Source organism: Pseudomonas sp. P4_C4, from assembly GCF_056402055.1.
Genome location: NZ_JBFUID010000001.1, coordinates 125,269 through 145,909, shown reverse-complemented (window position 1 = coordinate 145,909; position 20,641 = coordinate 125,269). Strand labels below are relative to the sequence as shown.

General features: G+C 60.5%; 17 protein-coding genes. 11 read left to right on the top strand and 6 right to left on the bottom strand.

Annotated elements, in window-relative coordinates; translation table 11 throughout:
- Positions 1 to 192 precede the first annotated feature (192 nt).
- Positions 193 to 2,634, top strand: a complete 2,442-nt coding sequence (locus AC1DXW_RS00675; protein ID WP_477752205.1) for a penicillin-binding protein 1A — start codon at positions 193 to 195, stop codon at positions 2,632 to 2,634.
- A 234-nt stretch (positions 2,635 to 2,868) separates the two neighbouring features.
- On the opposite strand, the gene AC1DXW_RS00670 is transcribed toward AC1DXW_RS00675, so the two are convergent.
- The 3 genes from AC1DXW_RS00670 to rpmE all read right to left on the bottom strand — a co-directional run bounded on the left by AC1DXW_RS00670 (position 2,869) and on the right by rpmE (position 5,362).
- On the bottom strand, positions 2,869 to 4,137 hold the full coding sequence (locus AC1DXW_RS00670; RefSeq protein ID WP_053153375.1) for a malic enzyme-like NAD(P)-binding protein: 1,269 nt from the start codon (positions 4,135 to 4,137) through the stop codon (positions 2,869 to 2,871).
- A gap of 182 nt (positions 4,138 to 4,319) precedes the next feature.
- A complete protein-coding gene (locus AC1DXW_RS00665) occupies positions 4,320 to 5,108 on the bottom strand; it encodes a thermonuclease family protein (protein ID WP_477752177.1) in 789 nt (262 codons plus the stop codon).
- A gap of 35 nt (positions 5,109 to 5,143) precedes the next feature.
- Positions 5,144 to 5,362, bottom strand: a complete 219-nt coding sequence (rpmE, locus tag AC1DXW_RS00660) for a 50S ribosomal protein L31 (RefSeq protein WP_007975586.1) — start codon at positions 5,360 to 5,362, stop codon at positions 5,144 to 5,146.
- A gap of 292 nt (positions 5,363 to 5,654) precedes the next feature.
- On the opposite strand from rpmE, the gene AC1DXW_RS00655 reads away from it, so the two are divergent.
- From AC1DXW_RS00655 to AC1DXW_RS00610, 10 genes are all read left to right on the top strand, one after another.
- Positions 5,655 to 7,874 carry a primosomal protein N' gene (locus AC1DXW_RS00655; protein WP_477752178.1) on the top strand — a complete coding sequence of 740 codons (2,220 nt, stop codon included), beginning with the start codon at positions 5,655 to 5,657 and terminating at the stop codon, positions 7,872 to 7,874.
- Between the two features lie 209 nt (positions 7,875 to 8,083).
- Positions 8,084 to 9,820 (top strand): arginine--tRNA ligase, encoded by a 1,737-nt coding sequence (gene argS, locus AC1DXW_RS00650; RefSeq protein ID WP_477752179.1) that lies wholly within the window; start codon positions 8,084 to 8,086, stop codon positions 9,818 to 9,820.
- Between the two features lies 1 nt (position 9,821).
- Positions 9,822 to 10,535: an SPOR domain-containing protein gene (locus AC1DXW_RS00645; protein WP_007975583.1), complete on the top strand. Its 714-nt coding sequence runs from the start codon at positions 9,822 to 9,824 to the stop codon at positions 10,533 to 10,535.
- 232 nt (positions 10,536 to 10,767) lie between these two features.
- Positions 10,768 to 11,298, top strand: coding sequence for an ATP-dependent protease subunit HslV (gene hslV / locus AC1DXW_RS00640; RefSeq protein ID WP_046031180.1), 531 nt, complete (start codon positions 10,768 to 10,770; stop codon positions 11,296 to 11,298).
- A 55-nt stretch (positions 11,299 to 11,353) separates the two neighbouring features.
- The gene (gene hslU / locus AC1DXW_RS00635; protein WP_477752180.1) at positions 11,354 to 12,691 is read left to right on the top strand and encodes an HslU--HslV peptidase ATPase subunit; all 1,338 of its coding nucleotides are present in this window, start codon (positions 11,354 to 11,356) and stop codon (positions 12,689 to 12,691) included.
- Positions 12,692 to 12,834: 143 nt separating this feature from the next.
- Positions 12,835 to 13,212 carry a gamma-butyrobetaine hydroxylase family protein gene (locus AC1DXW_RS00630; RefSeq protein WP_477752181.1) on the top strand — a complete coding sequence of 126 codons (378 nt, stop codon included), beginning with the start codon at positions 12,835 to 12,837 and terminating at the stop codon, positions 13,210 to 13,212.
- Positions 13,213 to 13,471: 259 nt separating this feature from the next.
- Entirely contained in the window at positions 13,472 to 15,151 is a 1,680-nt protein-coding gene (gene phaC / locus AC1DXW_RS00625) for a class II poly(R)-hydroxyalkanoic acid synthase (RefSeq protein ID WP_477752182.1), read from the top strand.
- A gap of 162 nt (positions 15,152 to 15,313) precedes the next feature.
- Positions 15,314 to 16,168: a poly(3-hydroxyalkanoate) depolymerase gene (gene phaZ, locus AC1DXW_RS00620; RefSeq protein ID WP_347910147.1), complete on the top strand. Its 855-nt coding sequence runs from the start codon at positions 15,314 to 15,316 to the stop codon at positions 16,166 to 16,168.
- 115 nt (positions 16,169 to 16,283) lie between these two features.
- The gene (gene phaC, locus AC1DXW_RS00615) at positions 16,284 to 17,966 is read left to right on the top strand and encodes a class II poly(R)-hydroxyalkanoic acid synthase (protein ID WP_477752183.1); all 1,683 of its coding nucleotides are present in this window, start codon (positions 16,284 to 16,286) and stop codon (positions 17,964 to 17,966) included.
- A 59-nt stretch (positions 17,967 to 18,025) separates the two neighbouring features.
- Positions 18,026 to 18,646 (top strand): TetR/AcrR family transcriptional regulator, encoded by a 621-nt coding sequence (locus AC1DXW_RS00610; RefSeq protein ID WP_477752184.1) that lies wholly within the window; start codon positions 18,026 to 18,028, stop codon positions 18,644 to 18,646.
- A 193-nt stretch (positions 18,647 to 18,839) separates the two neighbouring features.
- On the opposite strand, the gene AC1DXW_RS00605 is transcribed toward AC1DXW_RS00610, so the two are convergent.
- The 3 genes from AC1DXW_RS00605 to AC1DXW_RS00595 form a co-directional block, all read right to left on the bottom strand.
- On the bottom strand, positions 18,840 to 19,661 hold the full coding sequence (locus AC1DXW_RS00605; protein WP_477752185.1) for a phasin family protein: 822 nt from the start codon (positions 19,659 to 19,661) through the stop codon (positions 18,840 to 18,842).
- Positions 19,662 to 19,671: 10 nt separating this feature from the next.
- Positions 19,672 to 20,094, bottom strand: coding sequence for a phasin family protein (locus AC1DXW_RS00600; protein ID WP_477752186.1), 423 nt, complete (start codon positions 20,092 to 20,094; stop codon positions 19,672 to 19,674).
- Between the two features lie 246 nt (positions 20,095 to 20,340).
- Positions 20,341 to 20,616, bottom strand: a complete 276-nt coding sequence (locus AC1DXW_RS00595) for a polyhydroxyalkanoic acid system family protein (protein ID WP_429560593.1) — start codon at positions 20,614 to 20,616, stop codon at positions 20,341 to 20,343.
- Positions 20,617 to 20,641 lie beyond the last annotated feature (25 nt).

The following is a 20,641-nucleotide window of genomic DNA, read 5'->3' as shown; positions in this document are numbered from 1 at the left end:
AGTTACGGACTCTGCAATATCCATTGCGTTCAATCCACCCGTCTTGACAGCAGCGTCAACCACGCTCCCGGTCAGAAAAATGCTTATAATGCCCAGCGTTTTTTTTCCGCATTTGCTCAAGCGCGGGTCGTTCTCATTTAGCCTGAACCCTGTTGCCCAATTCATTTTTGCCCTGGATATCCAAAAGCCTTGATTCGTCTGCTGAAGTTTTTCGGTTGGTCCATCGTCGCGGTTTTCTGCGGACTCCTTCTGGGTCTGAGCGGGGCGTACCTCTACCTTAGTCCCGGGCTGCCGTCCGTGGAGGCGCTGAGAAGCATCCAGTTGCAGATCCCTTTGCGGGTCTACAGCAGCGATAACAAGTTGATCGCAGAATTTGGTGAAATGCGCCGCACGCCGATCCGTTTCGCCGACATTCCCCCCAATTTCATCAATGCGTTACTAAGTGCTGAAGACGACAATTTCGCCAACCACTACGGCGTCGATCCGAGCAGCCTGATGCGTGCCGCGACCCAGTTGGTCAAAAGCGGACACATCCAGTCCGGCGGCAGCACGATCACCATGCAGGTGGCGAAGAACTTCTTCCTGAGCAGCGAACGCAGCTTTTCGCGCAAGACCACCGAGATCCTGCTGGCCCTGCAGATCGAACGGCAGCTGACCAAGGACGAGATCCTCGAGCTGTACGTCAACAAAATCTATCTGGGTAACCGTGCCTATGGCATCGAGGCGGCGGCGCAGGTCTATTACGGCAAATCGATCCGCGATGTCAGCCTGGCGCAGATGGCGATGATTGCCGGTCTGCCCAAGGCGCCGTCGCGCTTCAACCCGCTGGCCAACCCGGCGCGCAGCAAGGAGCGTCGCGACTGGATCCTGGGGCGCATGTACAAGCTCGGAAAAATCAGCGAGGCCGACTACACCACTGCGGTCAACGAGCCGCTGAACGCCAGCTATCACGTGCCGACTCCAGAAGTGAATGCCCCGTACATCGCCGAAATGGCCCGTGCCGAAATGGTTGGGCGTTATGGCAGCGACGCGTATACCGAAGGCTTCCGCGTCACCACCACGGTGCCGAGCAACCTCCAGGAGCTGGCCAACACCGCGGTCCACGAAGGCCTGATGACCTACGATCAGCGCCACGGCTATCGCGGACCCGAGTCGCGGCTGCCGGGCAAGACTCGCGAAGCCTGGGCCACCGAGCTGACCAAACAACGCACCATCAGCGGCCTGGAACCAGCCATCGTGACCCTGGTCGACAAGAACGGCCTGCAAGTGCTGACCCGCACCGGCCAGGAACACGTGAGCTGGGACACCATGAAATGGGCCCGCCCGTTCCTCAATACCAACAGCATGGGCGCCAATCCGAAGCAACCTTCGGACGTGGCTCAAGTGGGCGATCTGATTCGCGTGCAGCGTCAGCCGGACAATTCGCTGAAATTCAGCCAGATCCCGCAGGCCCAGGGCGCGCTGGTGTCCCTGGACCCGCAGAACGGCGCCATTCGTTCGCTGGTCGGCGGTTTCGCCTTCGAACAGAGCAACTACAATCGCGCATTGCAGGCCAAGCGCCAGCCGGGTTCGAGCTTCAAGCCGTTCGTCTACGCCGCCGCACTGGATAGCGGCTACACCGCCTCCAGCCTGGTGAACGACGCACCGATCGTGTTCGTCGACGAGTACCTGGACAAGGTCTGGCGCCCGAAGAACGACACCAATACCTTCCTCGGCCCGATTCGCCTGCGCGAAGCGCTGTACAAGTCGCGCAACCTGGTGTCGATCCGCTTGCTGCAAGCGATGGGCGTAGGCAAGACCATCGATTACATCACTCGCTTCGGCTTCAACAAACAGGACCTGCCACCCAACCTTTCCCTGGCGCTGGGCACCGCGACCCTGACGCCTATGGAAATCGCCACCGGCTGGAGCGCCTTCGCCAACGGCGGCTACAAGATCACCCCGTACATCATCGACAAGATCGAAAGCCGCAACGGCGACACACTGTTCGTCGCCAACCCACCAAGCGTGCCTCAGGGCGGTGCTGCCAGCGATGGCATTGCCGCGCCAACCGCCCCTCAAGCCTTCACAGTCAACGCAACGGTGGGCGAAGCCCCAGGCACTACGTCGACGCCACAAGCACCCGCCGTGGCTGAACGCATCATTGACGGGCGCACCACGTACATCCTCAACAGCATGCTTGAGGACGTGATCAAGCTCGGCACCGGTCGCCGCGCACTGGCCCTGGGCCGCCCGGACATTGCCGGCAAGACCGGCACGACCAACGAATCCAAGGACGCCTGGTTCTCCGGTTACAACGCCGATTACGTGACGACCGTGTGGACCGGTTTCGATCAACCGGAAAGCCTGGGCCGCAAGGAATTCGGCGGCACCGTCGCGCTGCCGATCTGGATGAACTACATGGGCCCCGCGCTCAAAGGCAAACCGCCACATACGCAGCCGGAGCCGGAAGGCATACTCAGCCTGCGAGTCGATCCGATCAGCGGCCGCGCGGCCAGCCCGGGCACCCCGGGGGCCTACTTCGAGCTGTTCAAGGTCGAAGATACGCCACCGTCGGGGAACGAACTGGGCAACGGCCTGGCACCTGGCAGCCCGCTGCCAGCGGATGAAGCGGCGCCGATCGATTTGTTCTGATTGGATGACGCAAGGCAAAAAGCCCCGCTCTTCGTTGGAAGGCGGGGCTTTTTGATATCCGGGTTTCTTGTAACACCACCATCGCGAGCAAGCTCGCTCCTACAGGGAGTACGCATTCCAAGGTAGGAGCGAGCCTGCTCGCGATAGCAACCTGAAAGCCAACCCAAAACCCTCAGGCACAAAAAAGCCCCGACTCTCACAAGCCGGGGCTTTTCGTTGAAGCGCTACAACAGCTTAGCCGTTGAACACGTCATCCACGCTTTTCAGCGGGTAGTTCTTCGGATACGGCAGGGTCGCCACACCGGTCTCGATCGCGGCTTTGGCCACGGCATCGGAGATCAGGGTGATCAGGCGGGCATCCATTGGCTTCGGAATGATGTACTCACGACCGAATTCCAGCTTGATGCCGCCGTAGGCGTCGCACACTTCCTGAGGCACCGGCAACTTGGCCAGTTCGCGCAGGGCGTTGGCCGCAGCCACTTTCATTTCTTCGTTGATGCGCTTGGCGCGAACGTCCAGGGCACCACGGAAGATGAACGGGAAGCCCAGTACGTTGTTGACCTGGTTCGGGTAGTCGGAACGACCGGTAGCCATGATCACGTCGTTACGAGTGGCGTGCGCCAGTTCCGGGGAGATTTCCGGATCAGGGTTGGAGCAGGCGAACACGATCGGGTTAGGCGCCATCGACAGCAGGCCTTCAGCGCTCAGCAGGTTCGGACCGGACAGGCCTACAAACACGTCAGCGCCTTGCAGGGCGTCAGCCAGGGTGCGCTTGTCGGTCGCGTGAGCGAACACAGCCTTGTACTGGTTCAGGTCGTCACGGCCGGAGTGGATCACGCCGGTACGGTCGACCATGTAGATGTTTTCGATGTTGGCGCCCATGCTCACCAGCAATTTCATGCAGGAGATGGCGGCAGCGCCGGCGCCCAGGCAGACGATCTTGGCATCAGCCAGGGTTTTGCCAGCGATTTCCAGGGCGTTGATCATGCCAGCGGCGGTCACGATAGCGGTGCCGTGCTGGTCATCGTGGAATACCGGAATATCGCACTGCTCGATCAGAGCGCGTTCGATTTCAAAGCACTCTGGTGCCTTGATGTCTTCCAGGTTGATGCCACCGAAGGTGATGGAGATGCGCTTGACGGTGTCGATGAAGGCTTGCGGGCTTTCGGAGTCGACTTCGATGTCGAAAACGTCGATGCCGGCGAAGCGCTTGAACAGTACGCCTTTACCTTCCATCACTGGCTTGGAAGCCAATGGGCCGAGGTTACCCAGGCCGAGAATCGCGGTGCCATCGGAAATGACTGCAACCAGGTTGCCTTTGCCGGTGTACTTGTAGGCCAGTTCAGGATCGCGGGCGATCTCGCGGACTGGTTCGGCTACGCCCGGGCTGTAGGCCAGCGACAGGTCGCGAGCGGTAGCAGTGGCCTTGGTGAGCTCGACACTCAGCTTCCCTGGACGAGGATTGGCGTGATATTCGAGAGCGGCAGTTTTCAGATCAGACATTTTGGCATTCCGCTTTTACTGTTGGACAGACTGGTCAGCGAGGATACGCGCCTCGCAAAGTCCCCACAAGACTGACCGGTCACCCCTGTCAAGCGCCCGGCCCTACGACTTTGGACCAAGAGCCACGGAACACAAGGGATAGACTGTTCACAATCGACAGAAAAAATGTCTACAATTTTTTATCACTGTGCCGCTTGAAGCATCGCCGGATCGGTCAAGGGCAACATCCAGCGCGCCTGGCCATCCTTGAGACCGCCTTTGCGCGAGCGATCCAGCACCCAGCCGCGCGCCTCGACCTGCTTGCCCTTGAGGCTTTCCAGCGAAATCACATCGAAACGCGCCAACAGATTGGGTGCAACGCGTAATACAACAGAATCCTGTAACTCGATCCAAACTCCGCCGCGATTGCGCTGCACCTTGCTCACACGACCGCTGAGCACGGCAAAACCGGAAGTGCTGATCTGCTCCGCTTTCAGTACAGGCGACTGGCGCCACACACCGAGCCCGGCCTGTCGAGCGTTGCGCTCTGCGGCTTGCTGACAGGCGACCAGATCGACATTCGGTGCCACGGCCACCAGAAAACCCAGGCCCTCGGCGAGCATCTGCGCTTCGAGGTTGGCGCCATCGGCACCGTAGACATGGGCCAGGGTGCGGCCATAATGGTCCTTGCTTTCTTTGCCAGGCACCAACCCAACCCGCCCGTCACTCGCCGCCACCAGAGCTTCGAGGCGTTTGCGCGCGGCCACGGCGAACGGTTCGTCGGAACGGCCTTTCTTGCCCAGTTCCGGCGTGTTCAAGCCGATCATGCGCACGCTGCGGCCATCGCTCAGGCGCAGGGTGTCGCCGTCCACTACCCGCTGCACCGCTACGGGCGTCAGGCCGCTTGGCGCCGGGCAAAAGGCTTGGGCGCCAGACAGCCAAATCGCGGACATAAAAAAGGCGCCCGCCAGGGACGCCTTCTTCATCAGCATGGAAAAACCGTAGCGGCTTCCCAAGTTGATCGGCCTTAGGCCTTTTTCGCGCCGAAAGCACCGAAACGGTCGGCGAACTTCTGTACGCGACCACCGGTGTCCAGAGTCTTCTGCTTACCGGTGTAGAACGGGTGGCATTCGTTGCAAACGTCGATCGCCAGGGCTTTGCCGAAGGTCGAACGGGTTTCGAACTTGTTGCCGCAGCTGCAGGTAACAGCAACTGCCGGGTATTCTGGATGGATATCAGCTTTCATGGTGTCTTCCTCAGGCTAGCGTGCCGCCACCCAACACTATTGTTGAATACCGCACGTAATTAGGCCGCGGATTCTACCAGACAATCCTGATCACGCAAGCTGTCCCTGAAACCAGTCGTCTGCTAGGCTCCCGGCCCAATACGCGATCCCTGTAGGAGCGTGCTTGCTCGCGATGAGGGCGTGTCAGTCAGCATATGTGTTGCCTGACACGGCGCTATCGCGAGCAAGCTCGCTCCTACAGGGGGACATGCAACCCCCCGCTTTTATCTTCCGCCGACCGAGATCCCCCCGCGTGCCCAACGCCATTCTGCGCCTCGCCCTGCCTTCGCCGCTGCGCCGCCTGTTCGACTACCGCGCTCCGGCCGGCGTCCTGCGCGCCCAGTTGCACCCTGGCATGCGCCTGCGGGTACCGTTCGGCCGGCGCGAGATGATCGGGATTCTGGTGGAAGTCACCGACACCAGCGAAGTGCCGGCCGAGAAACTCAAGCCGGCCCTGGCACTGCTCGACGCTACGCCACCACTACCGCCCGCGTTGTTCAAGCTGTGCTTGTGGACCTCCCAGTATTACCAGCACAGCCTCGGCGACACCTTGAGCTGGGCGCTGCCGGTGTTGCTGCGCCAGGGTGAGCTGGCCGAAACGCGCCAGGAACGTTTCTGGTCCGCCGCGCCGGGCGCCAGCCTCGATGATCCGCGCATCGCCCGCGCCCCGCGCCAGCGCGAAGCCCTGGCCACGCTGGCCCAGCATCCCCACGGCGTCGCTCATCAGTTGCTGAGCAAGCTGATGCTGAGCAAGGACAGCCTGGATTTGCTGCTGACCAAGGAGCTGGTGCAGGTCGAGATCCGCCGCCACGCCCCGGGCGTACGCCACGAACACTGGCTGGCGCAACCGGAACTGCCGCTGAACCCGGAGCAACGCGCCGCCTATGAGGCGATTCGCGCCGGCTTCGACAGTTATCACGCGTTCCTGCTGGCCGGCGTCACCGGCAGCGGCAAGACCGAAGTCTATTTACAGTTGATTCGCGAAACCCTTGAGGCCGGCAAGCAAGCACTGGTGCTGATCCCGGAAATCAACCTGGGTCCGCAGACCCTGGCGCGCTTCGAACAGCGTTTCAATGCCCGTATCGCGCTGATCCATTCGGCGGTCAATGACCGCGAACGCCTCGAGGCCTGGCTGGCCGCCCGGGACGGTGAGGCCGACATTATTATCGGCACCCGCTCGGCCCTGTTCACGCCGATGAAGAACCCCGGCCTGATCATCATCGACGAAGAACACGACGGTTCCTATAAACAGCAGGAAGGCTTGCGCTACCACGCCCGTGATCTGGCATTGGTGCGGGCTCGCCAGGAAAACATCCCGATTGTCCTCGGCTCCGCCACCCCTTCGCTGGAAAGCCTGCACAATGCCTACACCGGCCGCTACGGGCTGCTGCGCTTGAACGAGCGAGCCGGCGGCGCCAAACAGCCGCGCTTCCTGCGTCTGGATGTCAAAAGCCGCCCGCTGGACAGCGGTATTTCCGGGCCGATGCAACAAGCCATCGGCCAGACCCTGGCCGCCGGGCAGCAGGTACTGGTGTTCCTCAACCGCCGCGGCTTCGCCCCGACCCTGCTGTGCCATGACTGCGGCTGGATGTCCGAATGCCAGCGTTGCGATGCGCGGATGACCGTGCATCAGCGTCACGGCGAGTTGCGCTGCCACCATTGCGGCTACGTCGAACGCGTGCCGCGCCAGTGCCCGAAGTGCAACAAGGTCGATCTGCGCCCCGTGGGCGCCGGCACCGAACGGGCCGAGGAGCGCCTGGCGATTCTGTTCCCGGACTATCCGGTGCTGCGGGTCGACCGCGACAGCACATCGCGCAAGGACGCGATGAACCAGTTGTTCGCAACCATTCAAAAAGGTCAGCCGTGCATTTTGATCGGCACGCAAATGCTTGCCAAAGGCCACCACTTTCCACGGGTGACACTGGTGTCGATCCTTGACGCCGACGGTGGCCTGTTCTCCGGCGACTTCCGCGCCAGCGAGCGCATGGCTCAGCTGATCGTCCAGGTCGCCGGCCGCGCAGGTCGCGCCGAAGAGCCGGGCAAAGTGATTATCCAGACGCACCTGGCCGACCATCCGCTGCTGGTGCAATTGACCGAGCAAGGCTATTTCGCCTTTGCCGAACAGGCCTTGAGCGAACGCCGTGCGGCCGGATTGCCGCCGTTTGCGCACTTGGCGCTGCTGCGGGCCGAGGCGCATAAACCGGGTCAGGCCGAAGGCTTCCTGGATGAAGCCTGCAGCGAGGCCGAACGTTTGCTGGCCGAACAGGGTCTGACCGGCATTGAATTGCTGGGACCGGTGCCGGCGCCAATGGAGCGACGGGCCGGGCGTTATCGTGCGCAGCTGTTGTTGCAGGCTACGGCCCGGGCGCCGTTGCATCGATTGCTGGCCAGTTGGCTGTTGGTGCTGGAGCAGATGCCGAGCGGGCGGGCGGTGCGTTGGTCTTTGGATGTTGATCCTGTGGACTTGTATTAAACGCTCAAAAGATCGCAGCCTTCGGCAGCTCCTACAGAAACGCGCAATCCGTGCAGGAGTTGCCGAAGGCTGCGATCTTTGCCTCTTTTGTCACCACACATCCATATCCTGCCTGCTAAGGTTGGCAAGCCCGTCTTCGCAACGGATAATGCCCAGTTTTTCCACCAGCGCATGATGCGCCGCCGCGCCTGCGGTCGAAAGAGAAGACCATGAAAGACACCATTCGCCAGCTGATCCAACAAGCCATCACCCAACTCGTCAACGAAGGTGTGTTGCCTGAAGGCCTGTCGCCGGCGATCCAGGTGGAAAACTCCCGCGACAAGAAGAACGGCGACTTCGCCAGCAACATCGCCATGATGCTGGCCAAGCCGGCCGGCATGAAGCCCCGCGATCTGGCGGAAAAAATCATCGCCGCGCTGCCGGCTGACGAAAATGTCGCCAAGACCGAAATCGCAGGTCCAGGCTTCCTGAACTTCTTCCAGAACACCGACGCCCTGGCGACCCGCCTGGACGCTGCCCTGGCCGATGCCCACATCGGCGTGCGCAAGGCCGGCCCGGTGCAGCGCACCGTGGTCGACCTGTCGGCACCGAACCTGGCCAAAGAGATGCACGTCGGCCACCTGCGCTCGACCATCATCGGCGACGGCGTGGCCCGCGTGCTGGAATTCCTCGGCGACACCGTGATCCGTCAGAACCACGTCGGCGACTGGGGCACCCAGTTCGGCATGCTGATGGCGTATCTGCAGGAAAACCCGATCACCAGCGACGAGCTGTCGGACCTGGAAAACTTCTACCGCGCCGCCAAGCAACGCTTCGACGAATCCGCAGAGTTCGCCGACCGCGCCCGTGGCCTGGTGGTCAAGTTGCAGGCCGGCGATGCTGACTGCCTGGCGTTGTGGACCAAGTTCAAGGACATCTCGCTGTCCCACTGCCAGAAGATCTACGAACTGCTTAACGTCAAACTGACCATGGCCGACGTAATGGGCGAAAGCGCCTACAACGACGACCTGATCAACGTGGTCAATGATTTGAAGGCGGCAGGCATGCTGGTCGAGAGCAACGGCGCCCAGTGCGTGTTCCTCGACGAGTTCAAGAACGCCGATGGCGACCCGCTGCCGGTGATCATCGTCAAGGCTGACGGCGGCTACCTCTACGCCACCACCGACCTGGCGGCCGTGCGCTACCGCAGCGGCAAGCTCAAGGCCGATCGTGCGCTGTACTTCGTCGACCAGCGTCAGGCCCTGCACTTCCAGCAAGTGTTCGCCGTGGCGCACAAGGCCGGTTTCGTGACCCATCCGATGGAAATGGAACACATGGGCTTCGGCACCATGAACGGCGCTGACGGCCGTCCGTTCAAGACCCGTGATGGCGGCACCGTGAAGCTGATCGACCTGCTGACCGAAGCCCAGGAACGCGCCTACACCCTGGTCAAGGACAAGAACCCTACACTTGCCGAAGCCGAGTTGCGCAACATCGCCAAGGTCGTGGGCATCGGCGCAGTGAAATACGCCGACCTGTCCAAGCACCGCACCAGTGACTACAGCTTCAACTTCGACCTGATGCTCAACTTCGAAGGCAACACCGCGCCGTACCTGCTGTACGCCTACACCCGTGTGGCCGGCGTGTTCCGCAAACTCGGCAAGGACTTCAGCGAAGTCGACGGCCAGATCGTTCTGGAAGCGGCGCACGAACACGAACTGGCGGCGAAACTCGCGCAATTCGGTGAAATTCTGAACAACGTGTCCGAAAAAGGCACCCCGCACATCCTCTGCACCTATCTGTACGACGTCGCCGGCCTGTTCTCCAGCTTCTACGAGAACTGCCCGATCCTCGCCGCCGATACCCCGGCACAAATGCAGAGCCGCCTGCGCCTCGCCGCGCTGACCGGACGCACCCTCAAGCAAGGCCTGGAACTCTTGGGCCTGGAAACTCTGGAGCGTATGTAAGTTGGCTGCCAAGAAAAAACCTGCACCCAAGCGTGGTGCCAGCCGTTACCAGGCTCCTGCAAAGCAACCGATCCCGGGTTGGTTGTGGATGGCCATCGGCCTGACGGTCGGCGCCTTCATCGTATTTCTGATGAAGCTGGAACCGGGCAAGGGCAGCGACACGGTCAAGCGTGAAAAGGTCGAACAACAGCAACAGCAGAAAGCCAGCAAGATCGCCGAGGCCAACAAGACCCCGCCGAGCCCGACGCAGCCGGTGAAGCCGAAGTACGACTTCTACACCTTGCTGCCGGAATCGGAAGTCATCGTGCCGCCGGATGCCGTGCCGGAAAAAACCCTGCCGACGCCGCAAGTACCGGCCATCCCGACCACGCCGGTCACCCCGGCCGAAGCGGCGAAGATCGATACCGCCCGCGCCCAGGCAGCTTTGGCCGGGATTACTCCGCCACCTGCGCCACCGGTCAAGGCTGCGCCTGTGACGAAGTTTTTCCTGCAGGCTGGCTCGTTCCGCAAAGAGACTGATGCGGACAAGGTGCGGGCGCAGATCATTCTGCTGGGCCAGGCCGTGGCGGTTGAGTCCGGCACGGTGAAGGACGAAACCTGGTATCGGGTTCTGGTCGGTCCGTTCAGCAACCGCGAACAACTGACCACTGCGCAGAAACAACTGGCCGGTGCCGGTTTCAGCAATTTGTTGTTACAACAACGCCAGAGCCGCTGATCCCGTCAGGGCCACTGCGTCATCGTTCTTCGCTGGCAAGCCAGCTCCTACAGAATATTCGACAAACCCTGTAGGAGCTGGCTTGCCAGCGAATGCGCCTGAAAGGGCACTATATCCAGAACTCGATTCGCACCATTCGTCCCTCGTCTCGCCCCACAGTTGAAATCCACTCCAGCACCCCCATATGAATGGGCATAAGGCATTTTCGCCCCGCAGCGTGGAGACTCTTCCCTTGACCACCATCGTTTCAGTTCGCCGCCACGGCAAAGTCGTCATGGGCGGCGACGGCCAGGTTTCCCTTGGTAATACCGTGATGAAAGGCAACGCGAAAAAAGTTCGCCGCCTGTACCACGGCCAGGTCATCGCCGGTTTTGCCGGTGCCACCGCTGACGCCTTTACCCTCTTCGAACGCTTCGAAGGCCAGCTTGAAAAACACCAGGGTCACCTGGTGCGCGCCGCCGTCGAACTCGCCAAAGAATGGCGCACCGACCGCTCCCTGAGCCGCCTCGAAGCCATGCTCGCGGTCGCCAACAAAGACGCCTCCCTGATCATCACCGGCAACGGCGATGTAGTTGAACCCGAAGAAGGCCTGATCGCCATGGGTTCCGGCGGCGGTTACGCCCAGGCCGCTGCCAGTGCGCTGCTGAAGAAAACCGATCTGTCGGCCCGGGAAATCGTCGAAACCGCCCTCGGCATCGCCGCCGACATCTGCGTATTCACCAATCACACCCAGACCATTGAGGAGCAGGACTGCGCCGAGTAAGCCCGTGTTGGCCTTCGCGCCACGGCTCATTCTTGCTTGAGGTCCGCTAAATACTATGTCCATGACTCCCCGTGAAATCGTCCACGAACTCAACCGCCACATCATCGGCCAGGACGATGCCAAGCGCGCCGTCGCCATTGCCCTGCGCAACCGCTGGCGCCGCATGCAGCTGCCTGAAGAGCTGCGCGTTGAAGTCACGCCAAAGAACATCCTGATGATCGGCCCGACCGGTGTCGGTAAAACCGAGATCGCCCGTCGCCTGGCGAAACTGGCCAACGCACCGTTCATCAAGGTCGAAGCGACCAAGTTCACCGAAGTCGGCTATGTCGGCCGCGACGTCGAATCGATCATTCGTGACCTGGCCGATGCCGCGATCAAGCTGCTGCGCGAGCAGGAAATCGTCAAGGTTCGCCACCGCGCCGAAGACGCTGCAGAAGAGCGCATCCTCGACGCACTGCTGCCACCGGCACGCATGGGTTTCAGCAGCGACGACGCCCCGACTGCCGACTCCAACACCCGCCAGCTGTTCCGCAAGCGCCTGCGCGAAGGTCAGCTGGACGACAAGGAGATCGAAATCGAAGTCGCCGAAATGGCCGGCGTCGATATCTCCGCGCCACCGGGCATGGAAGAAATGACCAACCAGCTGCAAAGCCTGTTCGCCAACATGGGCAAGGGCAAGCGCAAGAGCCGCAAGCTCAAGGTCAAGGAAGCGCTCAAGCTGGTTCGCGACGAAGAAGCCAGCCGCCTGGTCAACGATGAAGAGTTGAAGGCCAAGGCCCTGGAAGCGGTCGAGCAGCACGGCATCGTGTTCATCGACGAAATCGACAAGGTCGCCAAGCGTGGCAATTCCGGCGGCGTCGATGTGTCCCGCGAAGGCGTGCAGCGTGACTTGCTGCCGCTGATCGAAGGCTGCACCGTCAACACCAAGCTGGGCATGGTCAAGACCGACCACATCCTGTTCATTGCTTCCGGTGCGTTCCACCTGAGCAAGCCAAGCGACCTGGTGCCAGAACTGCAAGGTCGTCTGCCGATTCGTGTTGAACTCAAGGCCCTGAGCCCGGAAGATTTCGAGCGCATCCTCAGCGAACCGCACGCCTCGCTCACCGAGCAATATTGCGCACTGCTGAAAACCGAAGGCCTGGACATCGAGTTCCAGCCGAGCGGCATCAAGCGCATCGCGGAGATCGCCTGGCAGGTCAACGAGAAAACCGAAAACATCGGTGCCCGTCGACTGCACACCCTGCTCGAGCGCCTGCTCGAAGAGGTGTCGTTCAGCGCCGGCGACCTGGCCAGCGTCCATGACGGCAAGGTGATCCAGATCGACGCCGACTACGTCAACAGCCACTTGGGCGAATTGGCGCAGAACGAAGACCTGTCCCGTTATATCCTGTAGGTCACCTACTCTCCTGTGAGAACGAAACACTTGTAGGAGCTGCCGCAGGCTGCGATCTTTTGATCTTGCTTCAAAAACCAGATCAATAGATCGCAGCCTGCGGCAGCTCCTACAGAACGTTCCACATAGACGGACGACCCGCCATGACCCAACTCCCCACCGACATCAAGCTGCACAAAGCCTCGAAAACCCTGACGCTCAAATACGCGTCCGGCGAGGAATACACCCTGCCCGCCGAGTTCCTGCGCGTGCACTCGCCTTCCGCCGAGGTCCAGGGCCACGGCAAACCCATCCTGCAATTTGGCAAGATCAACGTCGGCCTGACCAAGGTAGAACCGGCCGGTCAGTACGCACTGAAACTGACCTTCGATGACGGTCACGACAGTGGCCTGTTCACCTGGGAATACCTCTACGAGCTGGGGCGACGTTATGACGCACTCTGGGAAGATTATCTGGCCGAGCTCAAAGCCGCCGGAAAAACCCGCGACCCGAACGAATCCGTCGTCAAGCTGATGCTCTAATCCGAGCCTCTTGCTCTTTAGAGGGCATTTTCTAATTTCATCTGTTTGAATGCTCCGCTTCAGGGCCACCGACTGGCCTGCTTGCGAAAAAAATTAAACTCGGGTAACCAATGGAACTGGCAAGTTCCCTGCAGTGCTCTCTGCATTAAAAAAGCAGCAATGCAGTATTAACGGTCACCCCGAGCAGTAGTACCTGGCATTGGCTGTGTGACTACACAGCAGGACCCGGTACTCGTCTCAGGACAATGGAGCGTCGTAGATGAGTAAACAGAATAACGATGACTTGAAGTATCAGGCCTCGGAAAACACCTTGGGGCTGAATCCTGTCGTTGGGCTGCGTGGAAAGGATCTACTGGCATCTGCTCGCATGGTACTCAGGCAGGCCATCAGGCAACCAGTGCACAGCGCGAAGCATGTTGCGCATTTCGGCCTTGAACTCAAGAACGTACTGTTCGGCAAATCCGAGCTGCAACCGACCAGCGATGACCGTCGCTTCGCGGATCCGGCCTGGAGCCAGAACCCGCTCTACAAACGTTATCTGCAAACCTACCTGGCGTGGCGCAAGGAACTCCACGACTGGATCGACGACAGTAACCTGCCAGCCAAGGATGTCAGTCGCGGGCACTTCGTGATCAACCTCATGACCGAAGCTTTCGCGCCGACCAACACGGCGGCCAACCCCGCGGCGGTCAAGCGCTTCTTCGAAACCGGCGGTAAAAGCCTGCTCGATGGTCTCTCGCACCTGGCCAAGGACCTGGTGCACAACGGCGGCATGCCGAGCCAGGTCAACATGGGCGCCTTCGAGGTCGGCAAGACCCTTGGCGTGACCGAGGGTGCGGTGGTCTTTCGCAACGACGTGCTGGAGCTGATCCAGTACAAGCCGATCACCGAGCAGGTGCATGAACGCCCACTGCTGGTGGTACCGCCGCAGATCAACAAGTTCTACGTGTTCGACCTGAGCCCGGACAAGAGCCTGGCGCGGTTCTGCCTGCGCAACAACGTGCAGACCTTCATCGTCAGCTGGCGCAACCCGACCAAGGAGCAGCGTGAGTGGGGCCTGTCGACCTATATCGAAGCGCTCAAGGAAGCGGTCGATGTGGTCACCGCCATTACCGGCAGCAAAGACGTGAACATGCTCGGCGCCTGCTCTGGTGGCATCACCTGCACCGCACTGCTGGGCCACTACGCGGCAATCGGCGAGAACAAGGTCAATGCCCTGACCCTGCTGGTCAGCGTGCTCGACACCACCCTGGACAGCGACGTGGCCCTGTTCGTCGACGAGAAAACCCTCGAAGCTGCCAAGCGCCACTCCTACCAGGCCGGCGTCCTCGAAGGCCGCGACATGGCGAAAATCTTCGCCTGGATGCGCCCCAACGACCTGATCTGGAACTACTGGGTCAACAACTACCTGTTGGGCAATGAACCGCCGGTGTTCGACATTCTGTTCTGGAACAACGACACCACCCGATTACCCGCCGCGTTCCACGGCGACCTGATCGAGATGTTCAAAAGTAACCCGTTGACCCGTGCCGATGCACTGGAAGTGTGCGGCACGCCGATCGACCTGAAGAAAGTCACCGCCGACATCTTCTCGCTGGCTGGCACCAACGACCACATCACCCCGTGGCGTTCCTGCTACAAGTCGGCGCAACTGTTCGGCGGCAATGTTGAATTCGTGCTGTCCAGCAGCGGGCACATCCAGAGCATTCTGAACCCGCCGGGCAATCCGAAATCGCGTTACATGACCAGCACCGAAATGCCCACCAATGCCGATGACTGGCAGGAAGAGTCGACCAAGCATGCCGACTCCTGGTGGCTGCACTGGCAGGCATGGCAGGCGCAGCGTTCGGGCAACCTGAAAAAGGCTCCGCTGAAACTGGGCAACAAGGCCTATCCAGCGGGTGAAGCGGCGCCAGGCACCTATGTGCATGAGCGGTAACTGATACACCCCGCCCCTGTAGGAGCGAGCTTGCTCGCGATGGACGTTAACGATAACGCGTGCTGCTTGGATAACGCGTTGCCCTCACGTTTTTCGCGAGCAAGCTCGCTCCTACAGGGGATCAGGGAAGAATTCAAGAAAGCGACCCACAGGGCCAGAAGCATGCCGCAACCCTTCATATTCCGTACCGTCGATCTGGATGGCCAGACGCTCCGCACGGCGGTACGCCCCGGCAAGCCTCACTTGACGCCCCTGCTGATTTTCAACGGTATCGGCGCCAACCTGGAGCTGGTGTTCCCGTTCATCGCGGCGCTGGATCCGGACCTGGAAGTCATCGCCTTCGACGTACCCGGTGTCGGTGGTTCGTCGACGCCGAACCGGCCGTATCGTTTTCCGGGGCTGGCGAAACTCACGGCGCGGATGCTCGACTATCTCGACTACGGGCAGGTCAACGTCATCGGCGTGTCCTGGGGTGGCGCCCTGGCCCAACAATTCGCCTACGACTATCCGGAGCGCTGCAAGAAACTCGTACTGGCGGCGACGGCGGCGGGTGCGGTGATGGTGCCGGGCAAGCCGAAAGTGCTGTGGATGATGGCCAGCCCTCGACGTTACATCCAGCCATCCCACGTGATCCGCATTGCGCCGATGATCTACGGCGGCGCGTTCCGTCGCGACCCGACGCTGGCCGCGAGCCATGCGGCCAAGGTGCGTTCGGCGGGCAAGCTCGGTTACTACTGGCAGCTGTTCGCCGGCCTCGGCTGGACCAGCATTCACTGGTTGCACAAGATCCGCCAACCGACCCTGGTACTGGCCGGCGACGATGACCCACTGATCCCGTTGGTCAACATGCGCTTGCTGGCCTGGCGGATTCCCAACGCCCAGCTGCACATCATCGATGACGGGCATTTGTTCCTGATTACCCGGGCCGAAGCGGTGGCCCCGATCATCATGAAATTCCTGGAAGAGGAGCGCCAGCGCGCGGTGATGCATCCGCGTCCGGCGCCATTGGGCGGCTAAACCACTGCCTCAGCGGTCGGCAGGACGCCACACCGCGCAACAACCCGTTACAGCGTCTATGGTGTTCTGGTTCGGTGTATTTGTTTTTGGCCTGAAGACGAAGGAGTGTTGACTCATGCGCGAGAAACCAGCGAGGGATTCCCTACCGACTCCCGCCGCGTTCATCAATGCACAGAGTGCGATTACCGGCCTGCGCGGCCGGGATCTGTTGTCGACCCTGCGCAGGGTGGCCGCCCATGGCTTGCGCAATCCGGTGCACAGCGCCCGACATGCCCTCAAGCTCGGTGGTCAGCTTGGCCGTGTGCTGCTGGGTGAAACCCTGCACCCGACCAACCCGCAGGACGCTCGCTTCGCCGACCCGGCGTGGAGCCTCAACCCATTTTATCGCCGCAGCCTGCAGGCCTATTTGAGCTGGCAGAAACAGGTCAAGAGCTGGATCGACGAGAGCAACATGAGCCCGGACGACCGCGCCCGCGCCCACTTCGCTTTCGCCCTGCTCAACGACGCCGTATCGCCCTCCAACACCCTGCTCAATCCACTGGCGGTCAAGGAGCTCTTCAATTCCGGCGGTAACAGCCTGGTGCGTGGCATCAGTCATTTGGTGGACGATCTGCTGCACAACGATGGCCTGCCACGGCAAGTCACCAAGCAAGCGTTCGAGGTTGGCAAGACGGTCGCCACCACCACCGGTGCCGTGGTGTTTCGCAACGAGCTGCTGGAGCTGATCCAGTACAAGCCGATGAGCGAAAAGCAGTATTCCAAGCCCCTGCTGGTAGTACCGCCGCAAATCAACAAGTACTACATTTTCGACCTGAGCCCGCACAACAGCTTCGTCCAGTACGCCCTCAAAAACGGCCTGCAAACCTTCATGATCAGTTGGCGCAATCCGGATGTGCGTCACCGCGAATGGGGGCTCTCGACCTACGTGGAAGCCGTGGAAGAGGCCTTGAATGTCTGCCGGGCGATCACCGGCGCACGCGAGGTCAACCTGATGGGCGCCTGCGCCGGCGGGCTGACCATTGCCGCGTTGCAAGGTCACTTGCAGGCCAAGCGGCAGCTGCGCAGGGTGTCCAGCGCGACCTATCTGGTGAGCCTGCTCGACAGCCAGCTGGACAGCCCCGTTTCGCTGTTCGCCGACGAACAGACTCTGGAGGCAGCCAAGCGCCGCTCCTATCAGAAAGGTGTGCTGGACGGCCGCGACATGGCCAAGGTCTTCGCCTGGATGCGCCCCAATGATTTGATCTGGAGCTACTTCGTCAACAACTACCTGCTGGGCAAGGAGCCACCGGCGTTCGACATCCTCTACTGGAACAACGACAACACGCGTTTGCCGGCCGCCCTGCATGGCGACCTGCTGGACTTCTTCAAGCACAACCCGCTGACCCACCCGGGCGGGCTGGAAGTGTGTGGCACGCCGATCGATTTGCAGAAGGTCACCGTCGACAGCTTCAGCGTCGCTGGCATCAACGATCACATCACACCGTGGGATGCGGTGTATCGCTCAACGCTGTTGCTGGGTGGCGAGCGGCGCTTCGTGCTGTCCAACAGCGGACATGTGCAGAGCATCCTCAACCCGCCGAGCAACCCGAAAGCCAACTACGTCGAGAACGGCAAACTGAGCAGCGATCCCCGCGCCTGGTACTACGACGCCAAGCATGTCGACGGCAGTTGGTGGACCCAATGGCTGAGCTGGATTCAGGAACGTTCCGGCGCGCAGAAGGAAACCCACATGGCGCTCGGCAACCAGAACTATCCACCGATGGAGGCAGCACCCGGTACTTATGTGCGCGTGCGCTGACGTTCAACGCGCCACGGCCTCTGCCGGCCGTGGCAAGACCCGATCATTAAGAAGACTGGATGAAAACCCGCGACCGGATCCTCGAATGTGCCCTGCAGTTGTTCAATCAAAAGGGCGAACCGAATGTCTCCACCATGGAAGTTGCCAATGAAATGGGCATCAGCCCGGGCAACCTCTACTACCACTTCCACGGCAAGGAACCGTTGATTCTCGGGCTGTTCGAGCGCTTTCAGGGCGAATTGACCCCCTTGCTCGACCCACCGGCCGATGTCGAACTGGCACCGGAAGACTACTGGCTGTTCCTACACCTGATCGTCGAACGCCTGTCCCACTACCGGTTTCTCTTCCAGGACCTGTCGAACCTCGCCGGACGCCTGCCGAAACTGGCCAAGGGCATTCGCAACCTGCTCAATGCACTCAAGCGCACACTGGCGTCGTTGCTGGCGCGACTGAAGGCACAAGGACTGCTGGTCAGCGATACCCAGGCACTGGGGCAATTGGTGGAGCAGATCACCCTGACGCTGCTGTTCTCACTGGATTACCAGCGGATTCTCGATCGCGAAGGCGAGGTGCGGCTGGTGGTTTACCAGATCATGATGCTGGTGGCGCCACACTTGCTGCCACCGATCAAGGTCGCGACTGAGCAGATGGCGATGGAGTACCTGGAAGAGCACGAGTAACCCTGAGCACATTGAACCCCTGTGGGAGCGAGCTTGCTCGCGATGGCGGTGGACCAGCCAACATCAATGTTGAATGTGGTGGCCTCATCGCGAGCAAGCTCGCTCCCACAGTGGGCTTGTGTCGCTCAGAGATTCGCGCACAAACAAAAACGCCCGACCTTCACAGGCCGGGCGTTTTCTAGAGCCCTGAGAATCAGGATTGACTGGTTGGCGTCGATGGAGCTGGCGCGGTAGTCGGGGTGACAGCAGGGGTTGGCGCGGCAGCGGAGTTCGATGCGCTGACCAGAGCTGCCGGCGTTGCCGGTTTGGCAGCTGCCACTGCTGGTTTTGGCGCGGCGGCTTTTGGAGCTGCCGGCTTTTTCACTGCAGGTTTTCTCGCCGCAGCGGGTTTGGCCGCTGGCTTGGCAGCAGCTGGTTTTGCTGCAGGCTTGGCAGCCGGTTTAGCGGCTGGTTTGGCTGCTGGCTTGGCCGCTGCAGGTTTGGCTGCCGCGGTTTTAGCAGCAGGCTTGGCCGCTGCTTTTGCCAGTGGCTTGGCTGCGGTTTTGGCGGCCGGCTTGGCAGCAGGTTTGGCCGCCGCGGTTTTCGCCGCAACAGGCGCAACCTTGGCACCGGTCAGTTTTTCGATTTGCTTGGTCAGTGTTTCGACCTTGCTGTGCAGTGCCTTCACTTCGTTGCGGCTCGGTACGCCCAGACGCGAAATGGCGCTGTTCAGACGCTTGTCAAAGGCGCCTTCCAGCTCATCCCATTTGCCCAGTGCGCGATCTTTCACGCCGCTGATGCGCGACTTGGCCGAGGAAGCAGAGTCCTTGGCGGCGTCGACTGTCTTGCCAACAGCGCTCTTGGTGAGCTTCTCGGCTTTCTCGCCGTCCTTAACCAATGCATCGAAGAGCTTGCTGCCGTCAGTGTCGATCTTCGAGTACACGCCTAAACCAGCCAGCCAGATTTTTCGGGAGTAATCTTCAACCTTCCCGATCCACGAGCTGCCTTCTTTTTCGGTTTTCTTTTTAACAGCCATCCCGTTCTCCTTAAGATTTACGCGCGACACGTTCGAGCAATGCCGTCAGCTCATCGAGCTTAGCAGAGAGTGTCTCAACGTCATGTTTAGACGGAATGCCGATACGATTCAAGGCACTTGCGACACGCGTGTCGAACGCCTTCTCGACCTTCTCGAGTTGAACTTCGACGCGGCCTTTGAAAGTGCTGACTTCACTCTTGGCTTCATCGATTTCGGCATTGGCCGCTTCCAGTTTCTCGGCGACTACTTTTTTGCCTTTCTTTTCAACAACCTGACCAGCCTTGATCAACTCTTGAAAGTATTCGCTGCCCTCTTGACCGACCTTGGCGTAGGCGCCCAGGCCTGCCAGCCAGATCTTGCGGGCATAGGATTTGACGTCGCTCAGCGTGCCGGTCGACGGGTCGGTTTTTTTCTTCAAAATAACTTTGGCCATGGTGCACCTCACGCGCAGAAGGTTTGAGGAACTGCCCGGATAAGTGTCGGGCTCTGGCACAAAGTAGGGAGAAAAATTAGAAACGGCACCCTAACAAATGACATGAAAGGTCAGGTGCACCACAAAACAAATGTGGGAGCGAGCTTGCTCGCGATAGCGATTGATCAGTCGAAATCAATGTCGGCTGACACTCCGTCATCGCGAGCAAGCTCGCTCCCACAGGGGGATCTCGTTTCAGCCAGAAAATCAGACCAAGACCTTATCCAGCGCCTTTTCGATTTCCGCTTTGATCATGCCACTCATGGCCGACATCATCAGGCCCAGTTCCACGTCGACCTTGATCGAATCTTCACTGACATGCACCGCGCCCTTCACACCCGAGCGCTTGAGATTCAGGGTATCGCCGGACCACTGCGGCTCCAGGCCATACTGATCGGAAAGTTTCTGCGCCAGCTTGTCGGCCTTCTCGCGAGCCGCTTCCTTACCCAGGCCATGGGCACGTTCAACACTAATACGGGCCATCAAATGACTCCTGCTTTATGGATGC